Genomic DNA, 19342 nt, shown 5'->3' on the forward strand with positions numbered 1-19342 from the left:
GTAGGCCGTGAACGGAGTGAGCGACCGTATCGAGACTGTGGTGCGGGGTCTCGATGTGCGGCCGTCGCTTCGCTCCGGTCGTGTACTCGACCACCCTGGGGGTGAGGGCGGCTGCGTCCCAGGCTGGTCGAGTAGGCCGTGAACGGAGTGAGCGACCGTATCGAGACCTGCGCGACTAGCGTTCCTTCGACCGGATGCGGATGCCGCTGAGCGGAACGCTCACCGTGCCGCCCGGGTCGGTGAAGAAGTCGTTGCCCTTGTCGTCGACGACGATGAACGCCGGGAAGTTCTCCACCTCGATCTTCCACACGGCTTCCATGCCGAGTTCGGGGTACTCGATCACTTCCTGGCTCTTGATGCAGTCCAGCGCCAGACGTGCGGCCGGACCGCCGATGGAGCCGAGGTAGAAGCCGCCATGCGTGTCGCAGGCATTGGTGACCTGCTTGGAGCGGTTTCCCTTGGCGAGCATCACCATGGAGCCGCCAGCGGCCTGGAACTGCTCGACGTAGCTGTCCATGCGGCCGGCGGTCGTCGGACCGAACGACCCCGAGGCCATGCCCTCGGGCGTCTTGGCCGGTCCGGCGTAGTACACCGGATGGTTCTTCAGGTACTCCGGCATCGGCTCGCCGGCGTCCAGGCGCTCCTTGATCTTGGCGTGGGCGATGTCGCGCGCGACCACCAGCGGACCGGTCAGCGACAGCCGCGTCTTGACCGGATGCTTGCTCAGCTCGGCCAGGATCTCGTCCATCGGCTGGTTCAGGTCGATCTCCACGACCTCGCCGCCGGCGATGTCCTCGGCGACGCCCGCGTCGGGCATGTACTGCGCCGGATCGGTCTCGAGCTGCTCGAGGAAGACGCCGTCGGCGGTGATCTTGCCCAGCGCCTGGCGGTCGGCCGAGCAGGAGACGGCGATCGCGACCGGCAGCGAGGCGCCGTGGCGGGGGAGTCGGACCACGCGCACGTCGTGGCAGAAGTACTTGCCGCCGAACTGCGCGCCGATGCCGAACGACTGGGTGAGCTTGAAGACCTCTTCCTCCAGCTCGGGGTCGCGGAAGGCGTGCCCGGTCATGTCGCCCTCGGTGGGCAGCGAGTCCAGGTAGTGCGCCGAGGCGTACTTGGCGGTCTTGAGCGCGAACTCGGCCGACGTGCCGCCGACGACCACGGCGAGGTGGTAGGGCGGGCAGGCGGCGGTGCCGAGCGACCGGATCTTCTCGTCCAGGTACTCCAGCAGGCGCTTCGGGTTCAGGATGGCCTTGGTCTCCTGGAACAGGAACGACTTGTTGGCGCTGCCGCCGCCCTTGGCCATGAACAGGAACTTGTACTCGGGTCCCTTCGGCCCCTGCTCGGTGGCGTAGATCTCGATCTGCGCCGGCAGGTTGGTGCCGGTGTTGCGCTCCTTGTACATGGTGATCGGCGCGTTCTGCGAGTACCGCAGGTTCAGCTTCGTGTACGCGTCGTACACGCCGCGCGAGATCCACTCGCCGTCCTCGACGCCGGTCAGCACGCCTTCGGACTTCTTACCCATCACGATCGCGGTGCCCGTGTCCTGGCACATCGGCAGGACGCCGCCTGCCGAGATGTTGACGTTCTTGAGCAGGTCGAGCGCCACGAAGCGGTCGTTGCCCGACGCCTCGGGGTCGTCGATGATCTTGCGGAGCTGCGCCAGATGAGCCGGCCGCAGGTAGTGGCTGATGTCGTGCATCGCCTCCGCGGTCAGCTTCTGCAGGGCCTCCGGCGCCACCTTCAGGAACGTCTGGCCGTCGACCTCGACGGTGGAGACGCCTTCGGTGGTGATGAGGCGGTAGGGGGTGTCGTCTTCACCGATCGGCAGCAGGTCGGAGTAGAGGAATTCGGGGGCTGAGGCTGATTCACTCACGACTTGCATGGTAACTCTCCTGCTGAGGGCGCCCGCCCGCCGCCGGGGTACCGGACGGTAGGGGATCGTCGGTTCAACCGGGGCGACGACCTCGGCGGCCTCGGCGGACGCGGGTTCCCATCCCTCCCGCCACGATCATGACGGTGAGGCAGACCGCACTCAGCGCGAGCGGCCCCCACCCGGTGGCGACCGGCGCCGACGCGGGGATCCGCCACCAGAAGTCGACGCCGAAACCGATGGTGACCAGGAGCATCAGGCTCATGTGCCATGCGGCGGTTCGGAAGGTCGGGGAGCGTTCGGGGATCGCGAGCAGTTCGCGGAAGCCGACTACGGCGGCGGCGACGGCACCGAGGACGCCGATCCCGATGAGCCAGCGGGCGCCGCGCGTGAAGACCTCGGGGTCGCCGACTCGGGCGAGGAGGTCGAAGGCGATGCTCAGCACCCATGCGATGATCGGCAGGCGGACCAGGATCGGCAGGGCGCGACGGCTGTAGGCCGATGGAGGGTCGACCGCAGGGTGTCGGTCCTCGTCGCGAAGGGCGGGCATGGCGATCCGTCTCTAAAAGCAGTTAGAATTGTAATTAGAGCAGAGAGTACGCTCACTATTGTCGCATTTGCGTGTTTGTCTTGGAGGTGGTCGTCGTGTTTTCGCGTTTCCGGAGGGTACGACCCGCGGCCGCCGACGTCGCCGCGATCAGTGCGCTCGATGAGCCCACGCGCCGCCGGATCTACGACTACGTGTGTCCCAAGCGCGACGCCGTCAGTCGCGACGATGTCAGCGCCGACCTCGACATCCCCCGTCAGACGGCCGCGTTTCACCTCGAGAAGCTGGCCGACGCGGGGCTGCTCGAGATCGAGTTCGCGCGGCGCAGCGGCCGGTCGGGGCCGGGGGCCGGGCGCCCGTCGAAGCTGTATCGACGGACCGCGCGCGAGCTCGAGGTTCAACTCCCCGAGCGTTCGTACGACATCGCGGGCAGCCTGCTGGCGCAGGCGGTGGAGGAGTCCGACCGGACCGGCGTGTCGCCGCGGGTGTGCCTGGCGCGCAGCGCCGCCGAACTCGGCCGCGACATCGGCGTGGCCCCCGATGCCACCGACGACGAACTGATGGTCGCGCTGGCCGAGTGCGGGTACGAACCGCGGATCGAAGGCGACGGCATCGTGCTGGTGAACTGCCCGTTCCACACTCTCGCGAAGGAGCACACCGGCTTGGTGTGCGGCATGAACCTCGATCTGCTGTCCGGCGTGCTCGACGGCGAGCCGGACCGGGCGCGTCTGCATCCGCAGGAGGGGTACTGCTGCGTCCGGATCGCTCGCGGGGATCGCTGATCCGCGAGGCCGCCGCCGACGGACCTGCTGCCGACCCGCTCAGTGGCGGTGCAGGTGATGGTGGTGGTGCATGGCGATCTCGTCGGCCGGCGCGCGGCGCCGACCGCCGTCGACGGCGAGGAACTTCTGCGACACCCGATGCGCGCGCGTGATGAGTTCCTCGCTGCGTGCGAAGTCCATCGGCCCGACATCCAGCGGACACGGCGGCGGCAGCACGATCAGCTCGGCCGGTCCGTCGTACTCGCGGATGTCGCGGATCAGCCGCTTGTGCACCAGCAGCGTCATCGTGTGCAGCAGCGTGCTGGCGACGCTCGTCGGCGGTTCGGTCAGCGCGCACGGGTAGCCGCACGGCAGGACGTAGATCGTCTCGGCATCCGATCCGATGGCGCGCGAGATGGCGGTGTTGTCGGCGATGCCGCCGTCCACCAGCAGCCGACCGTCCCACTCGACCGGCGGCAGCAGGCCGGGAATCGCGGCGCTGGCCAGGATGGCGTCGGTGGCCGATCCGTGGTCGATGTCGACCTCGTCGCCGGTCAACAGATCGGTGGCGATCACGGTGAGCGGGATCCCGGCGTCCTCCAGCCGGTCGAAGCCCAGATTGCGGTCGGCCAGGGAGCGGAGGCCGTGATCGCCGAACAGCGCCGGTTCCCGACCGATGAGGGCGGTGACCAGCCGGCGGGGGCTCGGCGGGAACAACTGCCAGGTGTGCAGTCCGTGCCAGATGCGCTCGAGGTCGTCGACGACCTCTGCGCTCAGTCCCCGGTCGGCGATGAAGGCGGCGTTCAACGCCCCGACGGATGTCCCCACCAGTAGATCGGGGGCGATGTCGCGCTCGGCGAGCGCGCGGAGCATCCCGACTTGCATGGCGCCCAGATTGGCGCCCCCGGACAGTACGAATGCGACCGTCATCGCGTCACCTCCTGATCCCAAGATAGGACGCGAGGAGACCCTTCGGCGGCCGGCTCGCGGCAGTCGGTCAGGAGCGTGGCGGCAGGCCGACGTCGCCGCGATGATGCTCGAGGTCGTGCAGTGCGTACAGCGCCAGCGTCTCGACGGTGAACGTGGTGCCGTCGCTGCGCAGTCCGTGGCGCGACCACGCCGCGTCGTCTACCAGCCGATACAGTTCGGCGAAACCCGCTGTGGCGGCGGTGATCTGTTCAGCGATGTCGGCGGGGTTCTGCGACTGGTAGTCGGCCTGCTCGGCGGCCCGATCCTGATCCCAGTCGGGGAAGCACACGGGCTGCGTTTCGAGCATCGAGTCCAGGCGCTCGGTCATCACGCTGCTGAGGTCCCGGACGTGGCACGCGTACTCCAGCGGCGACCACGTGTGGTCGTTCGGGCGCTGCGCCACATCGGGTCGGGCCAGGACCTGCGCCCACCCGTCTGCCGATGCCACGATGCGATCGGGGATCTCGTCGCGCCGCACCGATGCCGGATCGAACCCGCACTCGTCGCAGTGCATGCTGATCACCCAGGCCCAGTCCTTGGTCTCGGGTTCGATGGTCATGAGTACAGCGTAATTCGCATCGGTCACGGTGGGCACCCCTGAGCGGTGAATGCATGAATCCGATGCTGTCGGAGGTATTTCCGGCACCGTAATCGACTTCCCCGGGCGAGGGTGCCGGTCTGCGCCGTGGAGACGTAACCTCGACGAGGTGAGCACTCGCGCAGGAATCGTCGTCACCGGAACCGAAGTCCTCGGCGGACGCATCACCGATCGCAACGGACCGTGGGTGTCGGCCAGACTGCTCGAGCTGGGCGTCGACGTCGCCCACCTCACGGTGTGCGGCGACCGACCCGTCGATCTCCTCGCCCAACTGCGCTTCATGGCCGATCAGGGCCTGGACCTGATCGTCACCACCGGTGGCCTCGGGCCGACCGCCGACGATCTCACCGTCGCGGTGGTCGCCGAGTTCACCGCGCGGACGATGCGCACTGATCCGGCGATCCGCGCTCGTATCGAGGCGGTGATCCGAGGCTGGGGCAAGTACGACGACGGGCTGCCTGCGTCGGTGGTCGCGGCGATCGACAAGCAGGCACTGATTCCCGCCGGCGCGGAGGCCATCGCGCCGACCGGCACCGCGCCCGGTGTCGCGGTGCCCGCGACCGACGGACTGCCCGCGGTGCTGGTGCTGCCCGGCCCGCCCCACGAGGTCCACGAGATGTGGCCGACCGCGCTGGCGACGCCCGCGGTGGCCGCCGCGATCGCCGGTCGCGGCGAGTACCGCCAGGAGATGATCCTCGCGTACGGACTGTCGGAGGCCGACCTCGCCGTCACACTGCGCGAGGCGGAGAAGGCAGTCGCGGGCTATGCCGATCTGGAGATCACCACCTGCATGCGGGGCGGCGAGCTGGAGATCGTGACGCGCTATCGGGTGGCGGCCGACCCCGCTTACCGGGCCCTGTCGGAGCTGGTGCTCGCGCGGCACGGCGACCGTGTGTACTCGACCGACGGCTCCACCGTCGACGATCTGATCGCCGCACTGCTCGACGGTCGGACCATCGGCACCGCCGAATCGTGCACCGGCGGACTCGTCGCGGGCCGCCTCACCGACCGTCCCGGTTCGTCGGCGTACGTGCTCGGCGGCGTCGTGTCGTACGCCAACGAGGTGAAGTCCGGGGTGCTCGGCGTGCCGCCCGAACTGATCGAGAAGTTGGGTGCGGTCAGCGAGGAGGTGGCCGCCGCCATGGCCGACGGCACGCGGCGCGTCCTGGGGTCCGACGTCGCCGTCTCGACCACCGGCATCGCCGGCCCCGGCGGCGCGCGCCCCGGAAAACCTGTCGGCACGGTCTGTTTCGGTGTCGCCGTCGCCGGCCGCGAGACCGTGACCGTCACCCGCCGGTTCCCCGGCGACCGCGAGACCGTCCGACGCCTGGCGACGGCGTCGGCGTTGCATCTGGTGCTCGCCGCCCTGCGGACGCCGGAGGCAGACGCCGCCCGCTGACCGGCAGAGCCCTATGGGTTCACGTAGAACGTGCCGGTGGAGGGCACGGTGACGTAGATCCGGGGCCGCGGGTAGTAGCCGCCGGTGACGACGACCTGGCCGGCGCCGGTGCGGACGGTGCGACGGCGCAGCGGATGGTCGTAGACGGTGCCGGCCGCGCCGGTGGTGAGATTGCGCCACTGGAAGCGGAACCCGTAGCCGAGGGGCTGCGGGTAGATCTGTCCGTGGCCGTACGAGACGCGCACCGGCACCAGGGTCGCGCCGCCGTAACCCCACGCGAAGCCGGGAACCTGCAGGGTGATCGACGACGGCAGCTTCGGATACGGCGGCGGTGTCGCGTCGGCTCGGGGTACCGCCGCGGTGACGGCCACGAGCAGGATGACGATCGTGGCGATGATCAGGCGTCGGGTCATGGGTCGACCATAGGGTGCCGGTGGCAGCGGCTGCTGTGGATTGCTCCTACCGCCAGGGGCCTGATCGCGTCGGGCAGGCATCGTTGCGGCGGTGGGAAAACTGCTTCCCGCGCACGCGGGGCAGTGACGTCGCGCGGGACTTCCGGATGATCTAAAAAACACTCTGACCAGTGCCCCCAGTCGGATTCGAACCGACACTCTGCGGATTTTAAGTCCGATGCCTCTGCCAGTTGGGCTATGGGGGCGCACGACAAGCATGACAGGACCGCCGCGGCTCCACGTCGGCCGGGGCGGTCGGTCGTCGAGCCCTTCCCGTCGTCGGGGAAAATGAGTAGACTCAGAAATGATCAAGCTCAGTAAGGGGTGATGTGATGAGCATCGACACGGTGACCTCCGGCCGCCGCGATCGCAACATGCAGGCCAAACGGGATCGCATCTTCGCCGCCGCCGCCGAACTGTTCGCCGAACGCGGCTACGAGGCCGTGACGACGAGGGAGATCTCTGAGCGCGCCGACGTCGCCGCGGGCACTCTGTTCCGCTACGCGTCCTCGAAGGTGGAACTGCTGTTGATGGTGTTCAACGAGCAGTTCCGTGTGTCGCTGGAGGACGGGCGACGCGAGGCGGCGAAGGCGGGCGATGTGATCGACGCGCTGCTGGCCGTCGTCTCGCCGATCCTCCGCAACGCGCGGGTCCGACCCGAGGACGCGGCCGCCTACCAGCGTGAGCTGGTGTTCGGGCCGCAGGCGGAGCAGTACCGCGCCGAGGGGATGGACCTGGTCCGACAGACCGAACGGGCACTCGCCGACATCCTGCGGGCCGAAGCCCTTCGCCAGGGGGCCGCCGTCGCACCGGACGCCGCCGATCTCGCAGCGCGATCGGTGTTCGCCGCCGTGCACCTCGACGTCGCGCGCATCGCCGCGACACCTCCGACCACCGCGCCCGACCGCGGCGCGGACACCGAGCCCGACGACGACCTGCGCCGGCAACTCCGGCAGATCGTCACCGGGTTCCTCGCCGAAAGTGATGAGAGGAACTGACCATGTCCGACATCAAGAAGGTAGTGGTCCTTGGCACGGGAGTGCTGGGGTCGCAGATCGCATTCCAAAGCGCCTACGCCGGATTCCGCGTGACCGCCTACGACGTCGACGACGCCGCGCTCGCGCGAGCCGAAGAACGGTTCGCCGGGCTGGCCAAGACCTACCTGGCGGAGGTTCCCGGCGCCGACGAGGCGGCGACCGCCGCGGCCTTGGCCAACCTGTCGTATTCGGCAGACCTGGCGCAGGCCGTCGACGACGCCGACCTCGTGATCGAAGCCGTGCCGGAGATCCTGGAGCTCAAGCGCACCACGTACCGCAAGCTCGGCGCGGTCGCGCCGCAGAAGACGATCTTCGCCACCAACTCGTCGACGCTGTTGCCCAGCGATATCGTCGACGCGACCGGTCGCCCCGACCGATTCCTCGCCATGCACTTCGCCAACCAGATCTGGCGGGCGAACACCGCCGAGATCATGGGCACGACGCTCACCTCGCCGGCCGTCTTCGACACCGTGGTCCAGTACGCGCAGCAGATGGGCATGGTGCCGATCCCGATCCACAAGGAGAAGGCGGGCTACGTCCTGAACTCGCTGCTGGTGCCGTTCCTGGGCGCGGCACTGGAACTCGCAGCGGGCGAGTACGCCGCACCCGAGGACGTCGACAAGACCTGGCGCATCGCCACCGGCTCGCCGCTGGGACCGTTCCAGTTCTACGACATCATCGGAATGAACACGCCCTACAACATCATGGCGGGCGGCGACGCGGACGCGCAGAAGCTCGCCGCCTGGCTCAAGAAGAACTACATCGACCAGGGCAAACTCGGCATCGCCTCCGGCGAAGGCTTCTACAAGTACAGCTGACCCGGGCCGGCGAACACTCGCCGGCGCCCCGGGTGCCGCGGGGGTTCGCCGCACCCGGGCGGGCGGGAACATCGTCGCCGCCGATCGCGTTGCACCCGGAGAATCCCCATCGGCGTTTGGAGGCGCACTCATGCAGGTCGAGATCTGGACCGACGTCAACTGCCCGTTCTGCTATCTCGGAAAGAAGCGGTTCAACGACGCGCTGGCCGACTTCGCGCACGCAGATCAGGTGCAGGTGGTGCACCGGTCCTTCGAACTCGACCCCGATTTCCCGGCGGGGGAGTCCGGTGACGTGGTGGACAAGCTGACCAAGAAGTACGGTCGCACCGTCGAGCAGGTGGTCGACGGCGAGCGTCAGCTCGGCGCGGCAGCCAATGCGGTCGGTCTGGACTACATCACCAGCGGCCGCGACTACGGCAACTCGTTCGACATGCACCGACTCCTGCACTGGGCCAAGGATCTCGGGCGCCAGGAGGAGATGCTCGACGCCCTCTACCTGGCGAACTTCGCCGAGACCGAACCCTTCTTCGGCGACACCGAACGCCTGGTGAAGGTCGCCGTCGGCGCAGGTTTCGACGAGACCGGCGTGCGCGAGGTCCTCGACGACCCGCAGCGGTACGCCGCCGACGTCCGGGCCGACGAGAAGCAGGCGCAGGAGTTCGGGGTCAACGGCGTCCCGTTCTACGTCTTCGACCGCAAGTACGCCGTCTCGGGTGCGCAGCCGCCGGAGTTGTTCGCGCAGGCGTTGACTCAGGCCTGGGACGATCGCCCGCAGCCGACGATGCTCGCCGACGGCGACGCTTGCGGCCCCGACGGCTGCGAGGTGCCGCCGCGCTGAGGACGACTCGGCGGCCGACGTCGGCGGGACGCGGGTAGAACGTCACGCGGGTAGAACGCGGAGTGCCGTCGTCGGCGGAGCGGATGCGTTCACGGTCGGGGGATCTCGATACCGACGTTGCTCGCTGCGCTCGCAGCGTCGTACTCGATCAGCCTGGGGTCGGTGCGTGGGTCAGTGAGCCTGGGTGGTGCGTGGGTCAGTGGGCTTGGGTGGTGCCTGGGGTGGTGCGTGGGTCAGTGGGCCTGGGTGGTGCCTGGGGCGGTATGTGGGTCGATCAGCCTGGGGTGGTGCGTGGGTCGATCAGCCTGAGGGCGGTGCCTGGGGCGATCAGCCTGAGGGATCGGCTCACGGCGCCACGTCGGTGTAGTCGGCGAAGCCGTACTGATCGTGCGGGCCGATGACGGCGAACTCGAACAGGCCCTGGCCGGCGTCGGTGCGGCCGTTCTCGGTGAGCTCGAAATCGGCGAGGTGATCGACCGGGCAGAACAGCCTCATCGTGGCGTCGAGCTCGGACACCTTGTGCCGCAACGACTCCACCTTCTCCGCGCCCTGCCACATGCCGTGGCGCCAATCCTGTTCCAGGCCGTAGCCGGTGCCGAAGCCGATGTAGTTGGCGAGTGACGGCCGGCATTCCACGACGACCTCGTCGCCGTTCGGCTTGACGAAACGCAGCGTCGCCGACGCCGGTTCGCGGCCGCCCGAGACGAACCGCACGTCGTGCTCGACCCGCCCCAGCCATTCGGGCTCGCGCGCCGGATCGTTCCAGACCCGCCGGGCGTCGCCCATGATCCGCTCGCCCGTGCGCAGCTCCTGGACGATGACGACCACCGCATAGTCGGCGAATCGCATCACCGAGTAGATCCAGAAGAACGACGTCGCCTCGGTCTCGGCCGCACGCCGACCGGGCGGCTCCGCCTCGCCGACCGGCCGCACACCCCACGAGCGATCGCGGTTACCGCGCCACGTGTCGGGTTCGACGTCGAAGTGCGCGCCGTCGACGGTCAACGATCCGGACCAGCGGCCGGTCTGCACGAAGCGCATGGTGTCGAACGTGACCCGCTCCACCTGCCGCTGGAAGTGGCGCGGTTCCAGCACGGCGGGGCCGTCGGCGTCGAAGACGAGGTCGAACGCGAGGTCGCCGTGACCAGGCGAGAGTTTCACGTGCAACGTCTGCAGGCCGTCGATCACCTCGACCAGGAAGGGGCCCACGCGCAGGTCGCTGCGATCGGCGTCGAGCGCGCGCGAGCCGCGGACCACGATGTGCTCGTCCCGGTGACGCACGACGGCGAAGCAGTCGGTGACACCGAGATTGGGGTAGACGCCGAGTCCGACGATCAGCCACGGATCGTCCGGACTGCCGTGATGGCAGTTGAAGTAGTAGCGGTCGTAGAAGTTCCGGTCCGAGGTGCCGACGTGCCGAATGACCTCGGCGACCTGGTGGATCGGGTAGTCGTCCATCTTCGAGAGCATCACTTCACCTGTCCCCAGTACGTACCGTCGAGCATCGCCTCCAGCGTCGCGCGATGCAGGATCATCTCGTCGGGATCGGCGGGCTGCGCCGCCTGCCCGAAGTGGATCGCCCGGCACTGGATCCGGAACATGATCACCGCGTGGATGAGCGCGGCGTATGCGGTGTAGAAGTCGAGGTCGGCGGGCTGGTACCCGGTCTGCCGCCGGTACTCGGCGACGACATCCTCGCGGCGCAGGAAGCCGGGCAGCCCTTCCATCCCGGCCAGCTCGGCGAGGTCCTGGAAGAACCGGTGCAGAAAGATCATCCACGCCACATCCAACTCGCGCGGGCCGGCCGCCGCCATCTCCCAGTCGAGCACCGCCACCGGAGCGAAGTCGCGGTAGATGATGTTGCCGATGCGGGCGTCGCCCCAGGTCAAGACCGTCTCCGAAGCGTCGGGCAGATTCGCGTCGACCCAGTCGAAGGCTCGCTCGATCAACGGTGATCCCGCGCGATCGGCGCACGCCCACCGGTAGAACTCGCGCAGGCGACGTACATGCGCGGCCAGCGCGGTCTCGCCCTCGGCCGGCGCGGCGACGCCGCTCCCGGGCACCGGAACGGCATGGATCCGGGCCAGGACCCGGACCGATTCGCGCATCATCGAGTCGCGTTGGGCGTCGGTCGCCTCGCTGACCCAGGAGCCGAAGTTGTAGGGCATCACATCCGGGGGGACGCGGCCGTCCACGCGATCCATCACGAAGAACGGGGCGCCGAGGGCGTCGGATCCGGTCTCCGACCACCACAGCGTCGGCAGCGGGACGTCGGTGTGGGCGCGGACGTGCTCGATCAATCGGTACTGACCGTCGAGATCGTAGTGGGGGAACACCGGATCGCTGTCGGGCTGGGGTGCCACCCGCACGACCAGGGCGTGGTCGCGGCCGTCCCACGCCGCTGACGCCAGCAGGGTCTCGCTCGACATCCCGTTCGATTCGGGGACGGTCACCTCGGTGACCTTCGCGTTCGGGCCCTGCTGATGCTTCAGCCAGGCGTCGAGTCGCAGACGCAACTGCTCGGGGTCGCGCCGCGAGTCGCTCGGCCGGGCCAGCTGAGCTCCGTCTTCGTCATCGATTGCCGCCATGAGTGAAGTGAAACACGTTCGGTCGCATTCCCTGATCGGATCTCAGTGGATCGGCACGGCTTTTCGCCACTCGGATAGCGCTGATAACTTAACGGTGATAAGTGATCGCCGATCTGGGAGAACCCGCATGCTCACCCGTTTGACGCACCTCGTCGCCGCCGCACCCCGGCTCGTTCTCGGGCTCGCCGTCGTCCTGCTCGCGCTGTGCGGCCTGTACGGACTCGGTGCCGCCGACAAGATGCTCGCCGGCGGGTTCGAGGACCCGAACGCCGAGTCCTCCCACGCCCGCGCGATCCTCGACCAGAACTTCGACCGCGGCGGCGCCTCCCTCGTGGTCAAGATCGACGGTCCGCGCGGCACCGACATGTCCACCAGCCCCGCGGCCGAGGCGGTCGGCAGGCGGATCGTCGCCGACCTCGAAGCCACCGGCTTCGTGCAGCGGCCGATCCTCGACATCTGGGCGAACCCCGGCCTCGCCGGCGAACTCCTCAGCCGCGACAAGGGCTCCACCCAGATCCTCGCCGGGCTGTCCGGCGGCGACGAGGACGCCCCGTGTCACGCCGCCGCCCTCGCCGAGCAGTTGTCCGGCCGCGTCGACGGATTCGACGTCAAGGTCGGCGGTCAGGCGCTGATGTTCAGCCAGATCAACACGCAGACGTCGAAGGACCTCGCGGTGGCCGAGGCCATCGCCATCCCGATCAGCTTCCTGCTGCTGATCGTCGTCTTCGGCGGGCTGGTCGCGGCGTCGCTGCCGATCGCGATCGGGCTCGCGGCCATCGCGGGCACGCTGGCCATGCTCCGGTTGATCGCCGGCTTGACCGACGTCTCGATCTTCGCCCTCAACCTCACCACCGCGATGGGGTTGGCGCTGGCCATCGACTACACCCTGCTGATCGTGACGCGCTACCGGGAAGAGGTGGATCGCGGCCTCGATCGACGGGCGGCGGTCCTGCGCACCATGGACACCGCCGGCCGCACCGTCTTCTTCTCCGGCATCACCGTGGGCCTGTCGCTGGCCGCCCTGGCGATCTTCCCCATGTACTTCCTGCGCTCGTTCGCCTACGCGGGCGTCGGCGTGGTCGTCGTCGCGGTGGCCGCCGCCCTGATCATCACGCCCGCCCTGCTCATCGTCCTCGGCGACCGAGTCGACGCCCTCGACGTCCGTGCGTGGATCCGGCGTCGCCGCGGGCGGGGCGAGCCCGAGGCGAAACCGATCGAGGCCACCGGCTGGTACCGCGTCTCGATGGCCGTCCTGCGGCGCGCCGCACCGGTCGCGATCATCGTCCCCGCCGTCCTGCTGCTGCTCGGCGCCCCGTTCCTCGGCATCAAGTTCGGCTTCCCCGACGACCGCGTGCTCCCGGCGACCGCGACCGCGAACTCGGTGCAGCAGGAGGTCCGCGATCAGTTCGCGCAGGACTCCGGCGGCTCGGCCACCGCGGTCCTGGCCGGACCCGTATCCGACGCGGAGCTGGGCCGATACTCGGCCGCGCTGTCGAAGGTCGACGGCGTCGGCGCGGTCACCTCGGCGGCCGGAGTCTTCGCCGACGGTCTGGCGGTGGCTCCCGGCGATCCCGCCGCCCGGTCGGGTGACCTGGCGGTGCTGACCGTCTCGAGCACCGTCGAACCGCTCGGCGACGCCGGGCGAGGGCAGGTCGAAGCCTTGCGCGCGGTGCCCGCCCCGGCCGGAACCACCGTGAGCTTCACCGGACTGGCAGCACTGAACCACGACGTCGTCGACTCGCTGTACTCCTACCTTCCGTGGGTGCTCGGGGTGATCGCGATCCTGACCTACGCGCTGCTGTTCCTGTTCACCGGCAGCGTCGTCCTCCCCTTGAAGGCACTGGTCATGAACGTGCTGTCGTTGTCGGCGACGTTCGGCGCGATGGTCTGGATCTTCCAGGACGGCCACCTCGGCGGGCTCGGCACCACCTCGACCGGGTACCTCGTCGCGACGATGCCCGTGCTGATGTTCTGCATCGCCTTCGGGCTCTCGATGGACTACGAGGTCTTCCTGCTGGGCCGGATCCGGGAGGAATGGCTCCGATCCGACCGGACCCGGGCCGCGAACGACCATGCGGTCGCCGTCGGACTGGCCCGCACCGGCCGCGTGGTGACCGCCGCCGCACTGCTGATGAGCATCGTCTTCGCCGGGATCGCCGCCTCCGAGGTGTCGTTCATGCGGATGTTCGGCGTCGGACTGGCGATCGCGGTGCTCATGGACGCCACCTTCATCCGCATGCTTCTGGTCCCGGCGTTCATGCGGCTGATGGGAGTGGGAAACTGGTGGGCACCGGCGCCGCTGCGCCGACTGCACGAGCGGATCGGATTCAAGGAGGAGTGATCAGCGGTCATGAACCACCAGACCTCGCCGCGGCCGCGCTCGCCGCGCGGCTCAGGTGACCGGCTCGCCGACGAGATCATCGACGCGACCACCGACCTGCTGATCGAGGCGGGGACCGAGGAGAAGGTGTCGATCCGGGCGGTCGCGAGCCGGGTGGGGGTCACGTCGCCGTCGATCTACCTGCACTTCGAAGACAAGGAGGCATTGCTCGACGCCGTGTGCGCACGGTTCTTCGAGCAGTTCGATGAGGTCATGACCCGTGCCGCCGACGGCATCGACGACGTGCGCGACCGGGCGCTCGCCCAAGGCATGGCCTACGTCCGCTTCGCGATCGACAGCGCGGTCATGTATCGGATCACCTTCGCCCGCGTGACGCCGCCGGGCGAGCCGACGCTCACCGACCAGGTCCTGCTGTCGTCGGCGTTCGTCCACTTCACCGACACCGTCGAGGCACTGATGGACGCCGGGCTGGTGCCGCGCGGCGACACCGTGCAGACCGTGCTTCAACTGTGGGCGGCCGCGCACGGGGTGGCGTCGTTGATGATCGCCAAGCCCGGACTGCCGTGGGGCGACGGATTCGCTCTGGCCGAATCGACCCTGCGCGCCGTGTGCGACGGCCTCGGACTCCAGTGAGCCACTTTGTCGAGAATGGGTAAACTCGGAACCGAATGAGCACGATGATCGTTGAACAGGTGAATCAGCCAGTCAACTGATGCATACATCTTTCCAAAGGAGCACCAGTGCGAGAGAGCAGTAACCCGATCATGCGTGGCGTGGTCCGTGACAACAAGAAGGAAGCCGGCGGATACGCCTCCTTCGGTCAGGGACTCGCCGGCGCAGGCCAGGCGTCGATGGCGGCCGGCCAGCAGCAGTACACCGACCAGTACACCCAGGGGTACGCGCCGCAGGCCGACACCCGGCCCCTGACCATCGACGACGTCGTCACCAAGACCGCGATGACCCTCGGCGTCCTCGTCGTGGTGGCCGCTGCCGCGTACTACGCGGTCGCGCAGCAGGCCTCGCTGGCGACGCCGCTGCTCGCGGTCGGTGCGATCGGCGGACTGATCCTGGTCCTGATCGCGAGCTTCGGCCGCAAGCAGGACAACCCCGCGATCGTCTTGACCTACGCCGCCTTCGAGGGCCTCTTCGTCGGTTCGATCTCGTACGTCTTCGGCAACTGGGTCGTCTCCGGCACCTCGGCCGGTGCACTGATCGGGCAGGCCGTGCTCGGCACGCTCGGCGTGTTCTTCGGCATGCTCGTGGTCTACAAGGTCGGCGCCATCCGCGTCACCCCGCGCTTCACGCGCATGCTGATGGCCGGCATGGTCGGCGTCCTGGTCCTGATGCTGGGCAACCTGGTTCTGGGACTGTTCGGCGTCGACATGGGCATTCGCAGCGGCGGCCCCATCGCCATCATCTTCTCGCTGGTGTGCATCGCGCTGGCCGCGTTCTCGTTCCTGCTCGACTTCGACCAGGCCGACGAGCTCATCCGCGCCGGCGCCCCGTCGAAGGCCGCCTGGGGCATCGCCCTCGGTCTCACGGTCACCCTGGTCTGGCTGTACGTCGAGATCCTGCGACTGCTCAGCTACCTCAACAGCGACTAGACGCCGAGTCCTCGGCTTCTGCTCCCACGACGCCCGGTCCGCACCGCCACACGGCGGTTGCGCGACCGGGCGTCGTGCGTTCCCGGGACCGCCGGGATCCTCCGCGAGCGGCCCGGCGCACCGGAGACTGTGCGAGCATTGAACGACGACTGGGGAGGTCGGCGATGACGCAACCGCGACCGAACGACCGGCGCAGACGCCGGCGGCTGCAGACGATCACGACGCTGGCCGCGACAGCGTGCGCGGCCGCCGCAACCGTTCTCACCGGACCCGGCGTCGCGGCGGCGGCGACGGTCCGGCCGTTCCATATCCAACCGGCCTCGTTCGGCAATCCCAACGGCAGCTTCGACGTGCCGCCCATCCACTGCGGTACCGCGAGTTCCCTGCGCGGCGGGGTCACCGTCACCGGAACGCTCGCCGACGGCTGGGGATGCCTGCCCGGCGCCCACGTGTCGTGGCTCAACCTCGCCACCGGGGCCACCGGCGCGGCGCGGATGTCGGGCGGACTCGGCGGCCGCCCCGCGCAGGCGCGGCTGCGGACCGGGCCGGGGCAGGTGGTGGTCATGGTGACCGCAAGTGGCGTCATCACACCGGGATTCGCGACCGTCGCCGTGCGGTGATCTGACCTTCACTGATCTGAGCGCGCCGCCCCGAATCCATCCGAAAGGGCGGCACGGCACCGAAATTCAGTTGCGCGACCCGGCGATCGTGCGATTTGCTGGACCGGTTCTGCCAGATCGGCACGACCTGACCGTTAGGCACAGATGACCACCGACACCATCGCCCCGACACCCGGCGGGCGGATGGCCCGGAGCAGTGTCGCCCTCATCGCGACGCTGATCGTCGCCACCTTCGTCGTCATTCTCAACGAGACCGTGATGACCGTGGCGATCCCCGTACTGCAAGACGACCTCGGCGTCGCCCCCAGCGCAGGACAATGGCTCACCACCATCTTCATGCTCACGATGGCGGTCGTGATCCCGTTGACGGGCTTCCTGATCCAGCGATTCGGGACCCGGACGATGTTCCTGGCGGCGATGACCCTGTTCGCGATCGGCACCGTGGTGGCGATCCTCGCGCCGGGATTCGCCGTGCTGCTGGTGGCCCGCGTGATTCAGGCCCTCGGCACCGCCATCATGCTGCCGCTGCTGATGACGACCGTGATGACCTTGGTCCCCGAGGATCGACGCGGCGTGATGATGGGCAACATCTCCGTCGTCATCGCGGTGGCGCCGGCACTGGGACCGACGGTTTCGGGCTTCATCCTCGACCACTGGCACTGGCGGTGGGTCTTCGGTTTCGTGCTCCCGATCGCCGCCGTCGCCCTGGTGATCGGCGCGATGACGGTCCGGCCGGTCGGCGACCGGACGTCCGAGCCGATCGACTACGCCTCGATCCCGCTGGCGGTCTTCGGCTTCGGCGGTTTCGTCTACGGCCTCGTGGGCGTCGGTCAGGCCGCCGACGGGACCGCCGCGATGCCCGTCTGGATTCCGTTCGTCGTCGGCGCGGCCGGCCTCGCCGGCTTCGTCGGACGGCAGTTGCAACTGCAGCGCACCGACCGCGCACTGCTCGACCTGCGCGTCTTCGCCTCCGGGGCGTTCACGCTGTCGATCGTGCTCGTGGTGGCCGCGATGGCCACCATGATGGGGACGTTCATCGTGGTCCCGTACTTCGCGCAGAAGGTCCTCGAACTGAGCCCGTTCACGACGGGTCTGCTCACCCTGCCTGGCGGTCTGCTGATGGGACTGTCGGCGCCGCTGATCGGGCGCATCTACGATCTGCGCGGACCTCGTCTGCTGGTGATCCCCGGCACCGTCGCCATCGCCGCGGGCGTGTGGCTGCTGACGACGGTGACCCCGACGACGTCGGCCTGGTTGCTGTTGGCATCCAACGCGATCCTGTGCCTCGGCCTGGCGGCCACGTTCACGCCGCTGATGACGTTGAGTCTGGGTTCGCTCGAACCGCGCCTGTACTCGCACGGGTCCGCGGTGCTCGGCACCGTCCAGCAGGTGGCCGGGGCGGCCGGCACCGCACTGTTCATCACGGTGATGACCGTGGTGGCCGCCGCCGAGACCGACTCCGGGACGGCGGCGCCCGAGGCGATCACGAGCGGGGTCCGCATGGTGTTCTACATCGCCGGCTGCCTGAGCCTGGTGCTGATCGCGCTGTCGTTTCTGGTCCGCGCCCCTCGGACTGACGGAAAGACGAAATCGCACCCCTTTCGTTCTGCGCACTCGGTCGCGACCAGGTGCGAAGAACGGAAGGGGTGCGAAGTCGGATCAGCGGAAGGTCAGAGGCGCTCGAGGATCATCGCCATGCCCTGGCCGCCGCCCACGCACATGCTCTCGATGCCGAACTGGCCGTCGTAGGTGTTCAGGTTGTTGAGCAGGGTGGTGGTGATGCGGGCACCGGTCATGCCGAACGGGTGACCCAGGGCGATCGCGCCGCCGGAGACGTTCAGCTTGTCGTGATCGATGTTCAGCTCTGCGGCCGAGCCGAGCACCTGCACGGCGAAGGCCTCGTTGATCTCGAACAGATCGATGTCGGAGATCGACATGCCCGCCACGCGCAGGACCTTGCGGATCGCCTCGATCGGGCCCAGACCCATGATCTCCGGGCTCAGGCCGGTGGCCGCGGTCGCGACGATGCGCGCCAGCGGCTTGAGGCCCAGCGCCTTGGCCTTGGTGTCGCTCATGACGACCAGCGCCGCGGCACCGTCGTTGAGCGGGCAGGCGTTACCGGCGGTGATGGTGCCGTCGGGACGGAAGACCGGCTTCAGCTGGCTGATCTTCTCGTAGGTGGTGCCCGCGCGGGGGCCGTCGTCGGTGGTGACCTGGGTGCCGTCGGCCAGCGTGATCGGGGTGATCTCGCGGGCGAAGAAGCCCTCGTTGATCGCCTTCTCCGCGCGGTTCTGGCTCAGGACGCCCCAGCGGTCCTGGTCCTCACGCGAGATGCCGGTCATGGTCGCGACGTTCTCGGCGGTCTGGCCCATCGGGATGTAGACGTCGGGGATCAGGCCGTCTTCGCGGGGGTCGTGCCACTGGCCGGCGCCGCCCTCCGCGGTCTTCGCGGTCCGTGCCTGGGCGTCGTCGAACAGCGGGTTCTTGGAGTTCGGCTGGCCGTCGGCGCCGCCGGAGACACCGAAGCTCGAGACGCTCTCGACGCCGCCGGAGATGAAGACGTCGCCCTCGCCGGCCTTGATGGCGTGCATCGCCATGCGAGTGGTCTGCAGCGACGACGAGCAGTAGCGGTTGACGGTGACACCCGGAACATGGTCGAGACCGAGTTCGACGGCGACGACGCGGGCGATGTTGTAGGCGCCCTGCCCGCCGGGCTGGCCGATGCCGAGGTGGATGTCCTCGATGTCGGCGGCATTGAGCTCGGGGACCTTGGCCAGGGCCGCGGCGACCATCTGGCGGGCCAACTCGTCCGGACGGACGTCCTTGAGTGAGCCCTTCCCGGCGCGGCCGATGGGGGAGCGTGCGGTGGAGACGATAACAGCTTCAGACATGTGCGC

18 protein-coding genes and 1 tRNA gene are annotated in these 19342 nt (G+C 68.7%); 10 read left to right on the forward strand and 9 right to left on the reverse strand.

The genetic code is table 11. The annotated features are described in order from the left end of the window. Positions 1–175 precede the first annotated feature (175 nt). On the reverse strand, positions 176–1876 hold the full coding sequence (locus AAFO60_RS13100) for a fumarate hydratase (protein WP_347956649.1): 1701 nt from the start codon (positions 1874–1876) through the stop codon (positions 176–178). A 73-nt stretch (positions 1877–1949) separates the two neighbouring features. Continuing rightward, positions 1950–2423, reverse strand: a complete 474-nt coding sequence (locus AAFO60_RS13105) for a DUF2231 domain-containing protein (RefSeq protein ID WP_347956650.1) — start codon at positions 2421–2423, stop codon at positions 1950–1952. Positions 2424–2518: 95 nt separating this feature from the next. Here AAFO60_RS13105 and AAFO60_RS13110 point away from each other — a divergent pair, with 95 nt between their 5' ends. Next, positions 2519–3202, forward strand: a complete 684-nt coding sequence (locus AAFO60_RS13110) for a helix-turn-helix transcriptional regulator (protein ID WP_347956651.1) — start codon at positions 2519–2521, stop codon at positions 3200–3202. A gap of 39 nt (positions 3203–3241) precedes the next feature. Here the strand turns inward: AAFO60_RS13110 and AAFO60_RS13115 are convergent, their stop codons facing one another. Together AAFO60_RS13115 and AAFO60_RS13120 are read right to left on the reverse strand one after the other, a co-directional pair. Continuing rightward, positions 3242–4111, reverse strand: coding sequence for a patatin-like phospholipase family protein (locus tag AAFO60_RS13115; RefSeq protein WP_347956652.1), 870 nt, complete (start codon positions 4109–4111; stop codon positions 3242–3244). A 67-nt stretch (positions 4112–4178) separates the two neighbouring features. After that, on the reverse strand, positions 4179–4709 hold the full coding sequence (locus AAFO60_RS13120; protein ID WP_347956653.1) for a DinB family protein: 531 nt from the start codon (positions 4707–4709) through the stop codon (positions 4179–4181). Between the two features lie 148 nt (positions 4710–4857). On the opposite strand from AAFO60_RS13120, the gene AAFO60_RS13125 reads away from it, so the two are divergent. After that, complete coding sequence (locus AAFO60_RS13125; RefSeq protein ID WP_347956654.1) at positions 4858–6147, forward strand: competence/damage-inducible protein A; 1290 nt, start codon at positions 4858–4860, stop codon at positions 6145–6147. A gap of 11 nt (positions 6148–6158) precedes the next feature. On the opposite strand, the gene AAFO60_RS13130 is transcribed toward AAFO60_RS13125, so the two are convergent. Beyond that, a complete protein-coding gene (locus AAFO60_RS13130) occupies positions 6159–6560 on the reverse strand; it encodes a hypothetical protein (protein ID WP_347956655.1) in 402 nt (133 codons plus the stop codon). A 171-nt stretch (positions 6561–6731) separates the two neighbouring features. Continuing rightward, a tRNA-Leu gene (locus AAFO60_RS13135) sits at positions 6732–6805 on the reverse strand. A gap of 126 nt (positions 6806–6931) precedes the next feature. Here AAFO60_RS13135 and AAFO60_RS13140 point away from each other — a divergent pair. From AAFO60_RS13140 to AAFO60_RS13150, 3 genes are all read left to right on the forward strand, one after another. Next, the gene (locus AAFO60_RS13140) at positions 6932–7597 is read left to right on the forward strand and encodes a TetR/AcrR family transcriptional regulator (RefSeq protein ID WP_347956656.1); all 666 of its coding nucleotides are present in this window, start codon (positions 6932–6934) and stop codon (positions 7595–7597) included. 2 nt (positions 7598–7599) lie between these two features. Further along, entirely contained in the window at positions 7600–8454 is an 855-nt protein-coding gene (locus AAFO60_RS13145; RefSeq protein ID WP_347956657.1) for a 3-hydroxyacyl-CoA dehydrogenase, read from the forward strand. 130 nt (positions 8455–8584) lie between these two features. Next, positions 8585–9292: a DsbA family oxidoreductase gene (locus tag AAFO60_RS13150; RefSeq protein WP_347956658.1), complete on the forward strand. Its 708-nt coding sequence runs from the start codon at positions 8585–8587 to the stop codon at positions 9290–9292. 345 nt (positions 9293–9637) lie between these two features. On the opposite strand, the gene AAFO60_RS13155 is transcribed toward AAFO60_RS13150, so the two are convergent. Both AAFO60_RS13155 and AAFO60_RS13160 read right to left on the reverse strand, forming a co-directional pair. Beyond that, positions 9638–10762, reverse strand: a complete 1125-nt coding sequence (locus tag AAFO60_RS13155) for a hypothetical protein (protein ID WP_347956659.1) — start codon at positions 10760–10762, stop codon at positions 9638–9640. Continuing rightward, entirely contained in the window at positions 10762–11880 is a 1119-nt protein-coding gene (locus AAFO60_RS13160) for a phosphotransferase family protein (protein WP_347956660.1), read from the reverse strand. Before AAFO60_RS13160 ends, AAFO60_RS13155 begins: the two co-directional genes overlap by 1 nt. 127 nt (positions 11881–12007) lie before the next feature. Between AAFO60_RS13160 and AAFO60_RS13165 the strand changes: the two genes are divergently transcribed. The 5 genes from AAFO60_RS13165 to AAFO60_RS13185 all read left to right on the forward strand — a co-directional run bounded on the left by AAFO60_RS13165 (position 12008) and on the right by AAFO60_RS13185 (position 18194). Beyond that, complete coding sequence (locus AAFO60_RS13165) at positions 12008–14221, forward strand: MMPL family transporter (RefSeq protein ID WP_347956661.1); 2214 nt, start codon at positions 12008–12010, stop codon at positions 14219–14221. Positions 14222–14230: 9 nt separating this feature from the next. Then, positions 14231–14854, forward strand: coding sequence for a TetR/AcrR family transcriptional regulator (locus tag AAFO60_RS13170; protein ID WP_347956662.1), 624 nt, complete (start codon positions 14231–14233; stop codon positions 14852–14854). Between the two features lie 107 nt (positions 14855–14961). Then, positions 14962–15825: a Bax inhibitor-1/YccA family protein gene (locus tag AAFO60_RS13175; protein ID WP_347956663.1), complete on the forward strand. Its 864-nt coding sequence runs from the start codon at positions 14962–14964 to the stop codon at positions 15823–15825. Positions 15826–15989: 164 nt separating this feature from the next. Further along, a complete protein-coding gene (locus AAFO60_RS13180; protein WP_347956664.1) occupies positions 15990–16445 on the forward strand; it encodes a hypothetical protein in 456 nt (151 codons plus the stop codon). A 144-nt stretch (positions 16446–16589) separates the two neighbouring features. Then, positions 16590–18194 carry an MDR family MFS transporter gene (locus AAFO60_RS13185; RefSeq protein WP_424325953.1) on the forward strand — a complete coding sequence of 535 codons (1605 nt, stop codon included), beginning with the start codon at positions 16590–16592 and terminating at the stop codon, positions 18192–18194. Here AAFO60_RS13185 and AAFO60_RS13190 read toward each other — a convergent pair. Then, positions 18116–19336 carry an acetyl-CoA C-acetyltransferase gene (locus AAFO60_RS13190; RefSeq protein ID WP_347956665.1) on the reverse strand — a complete coding sequence of 407 codons (1221 nt, stop codon included), beginning with the start codon at positions 19334–19336 and terminating at the stop codon, positions 18116–18118. The genes AAFO60_RS13185 and AAFO60_RS13190 overlap by 79 nt on opposite strands. Between the last annotated feature and the right edge of the window lie 6 nt (positions 19337–19342).

Source organism: Gordonia aichiensis (assembly GCF_039946255.1).
GTDB lineage: Bacteria > Actinomycetota > Actinomycetes > Mycobacteriales > Mycobacteriaceae > Gordonia > Gordonia aichiensis_A.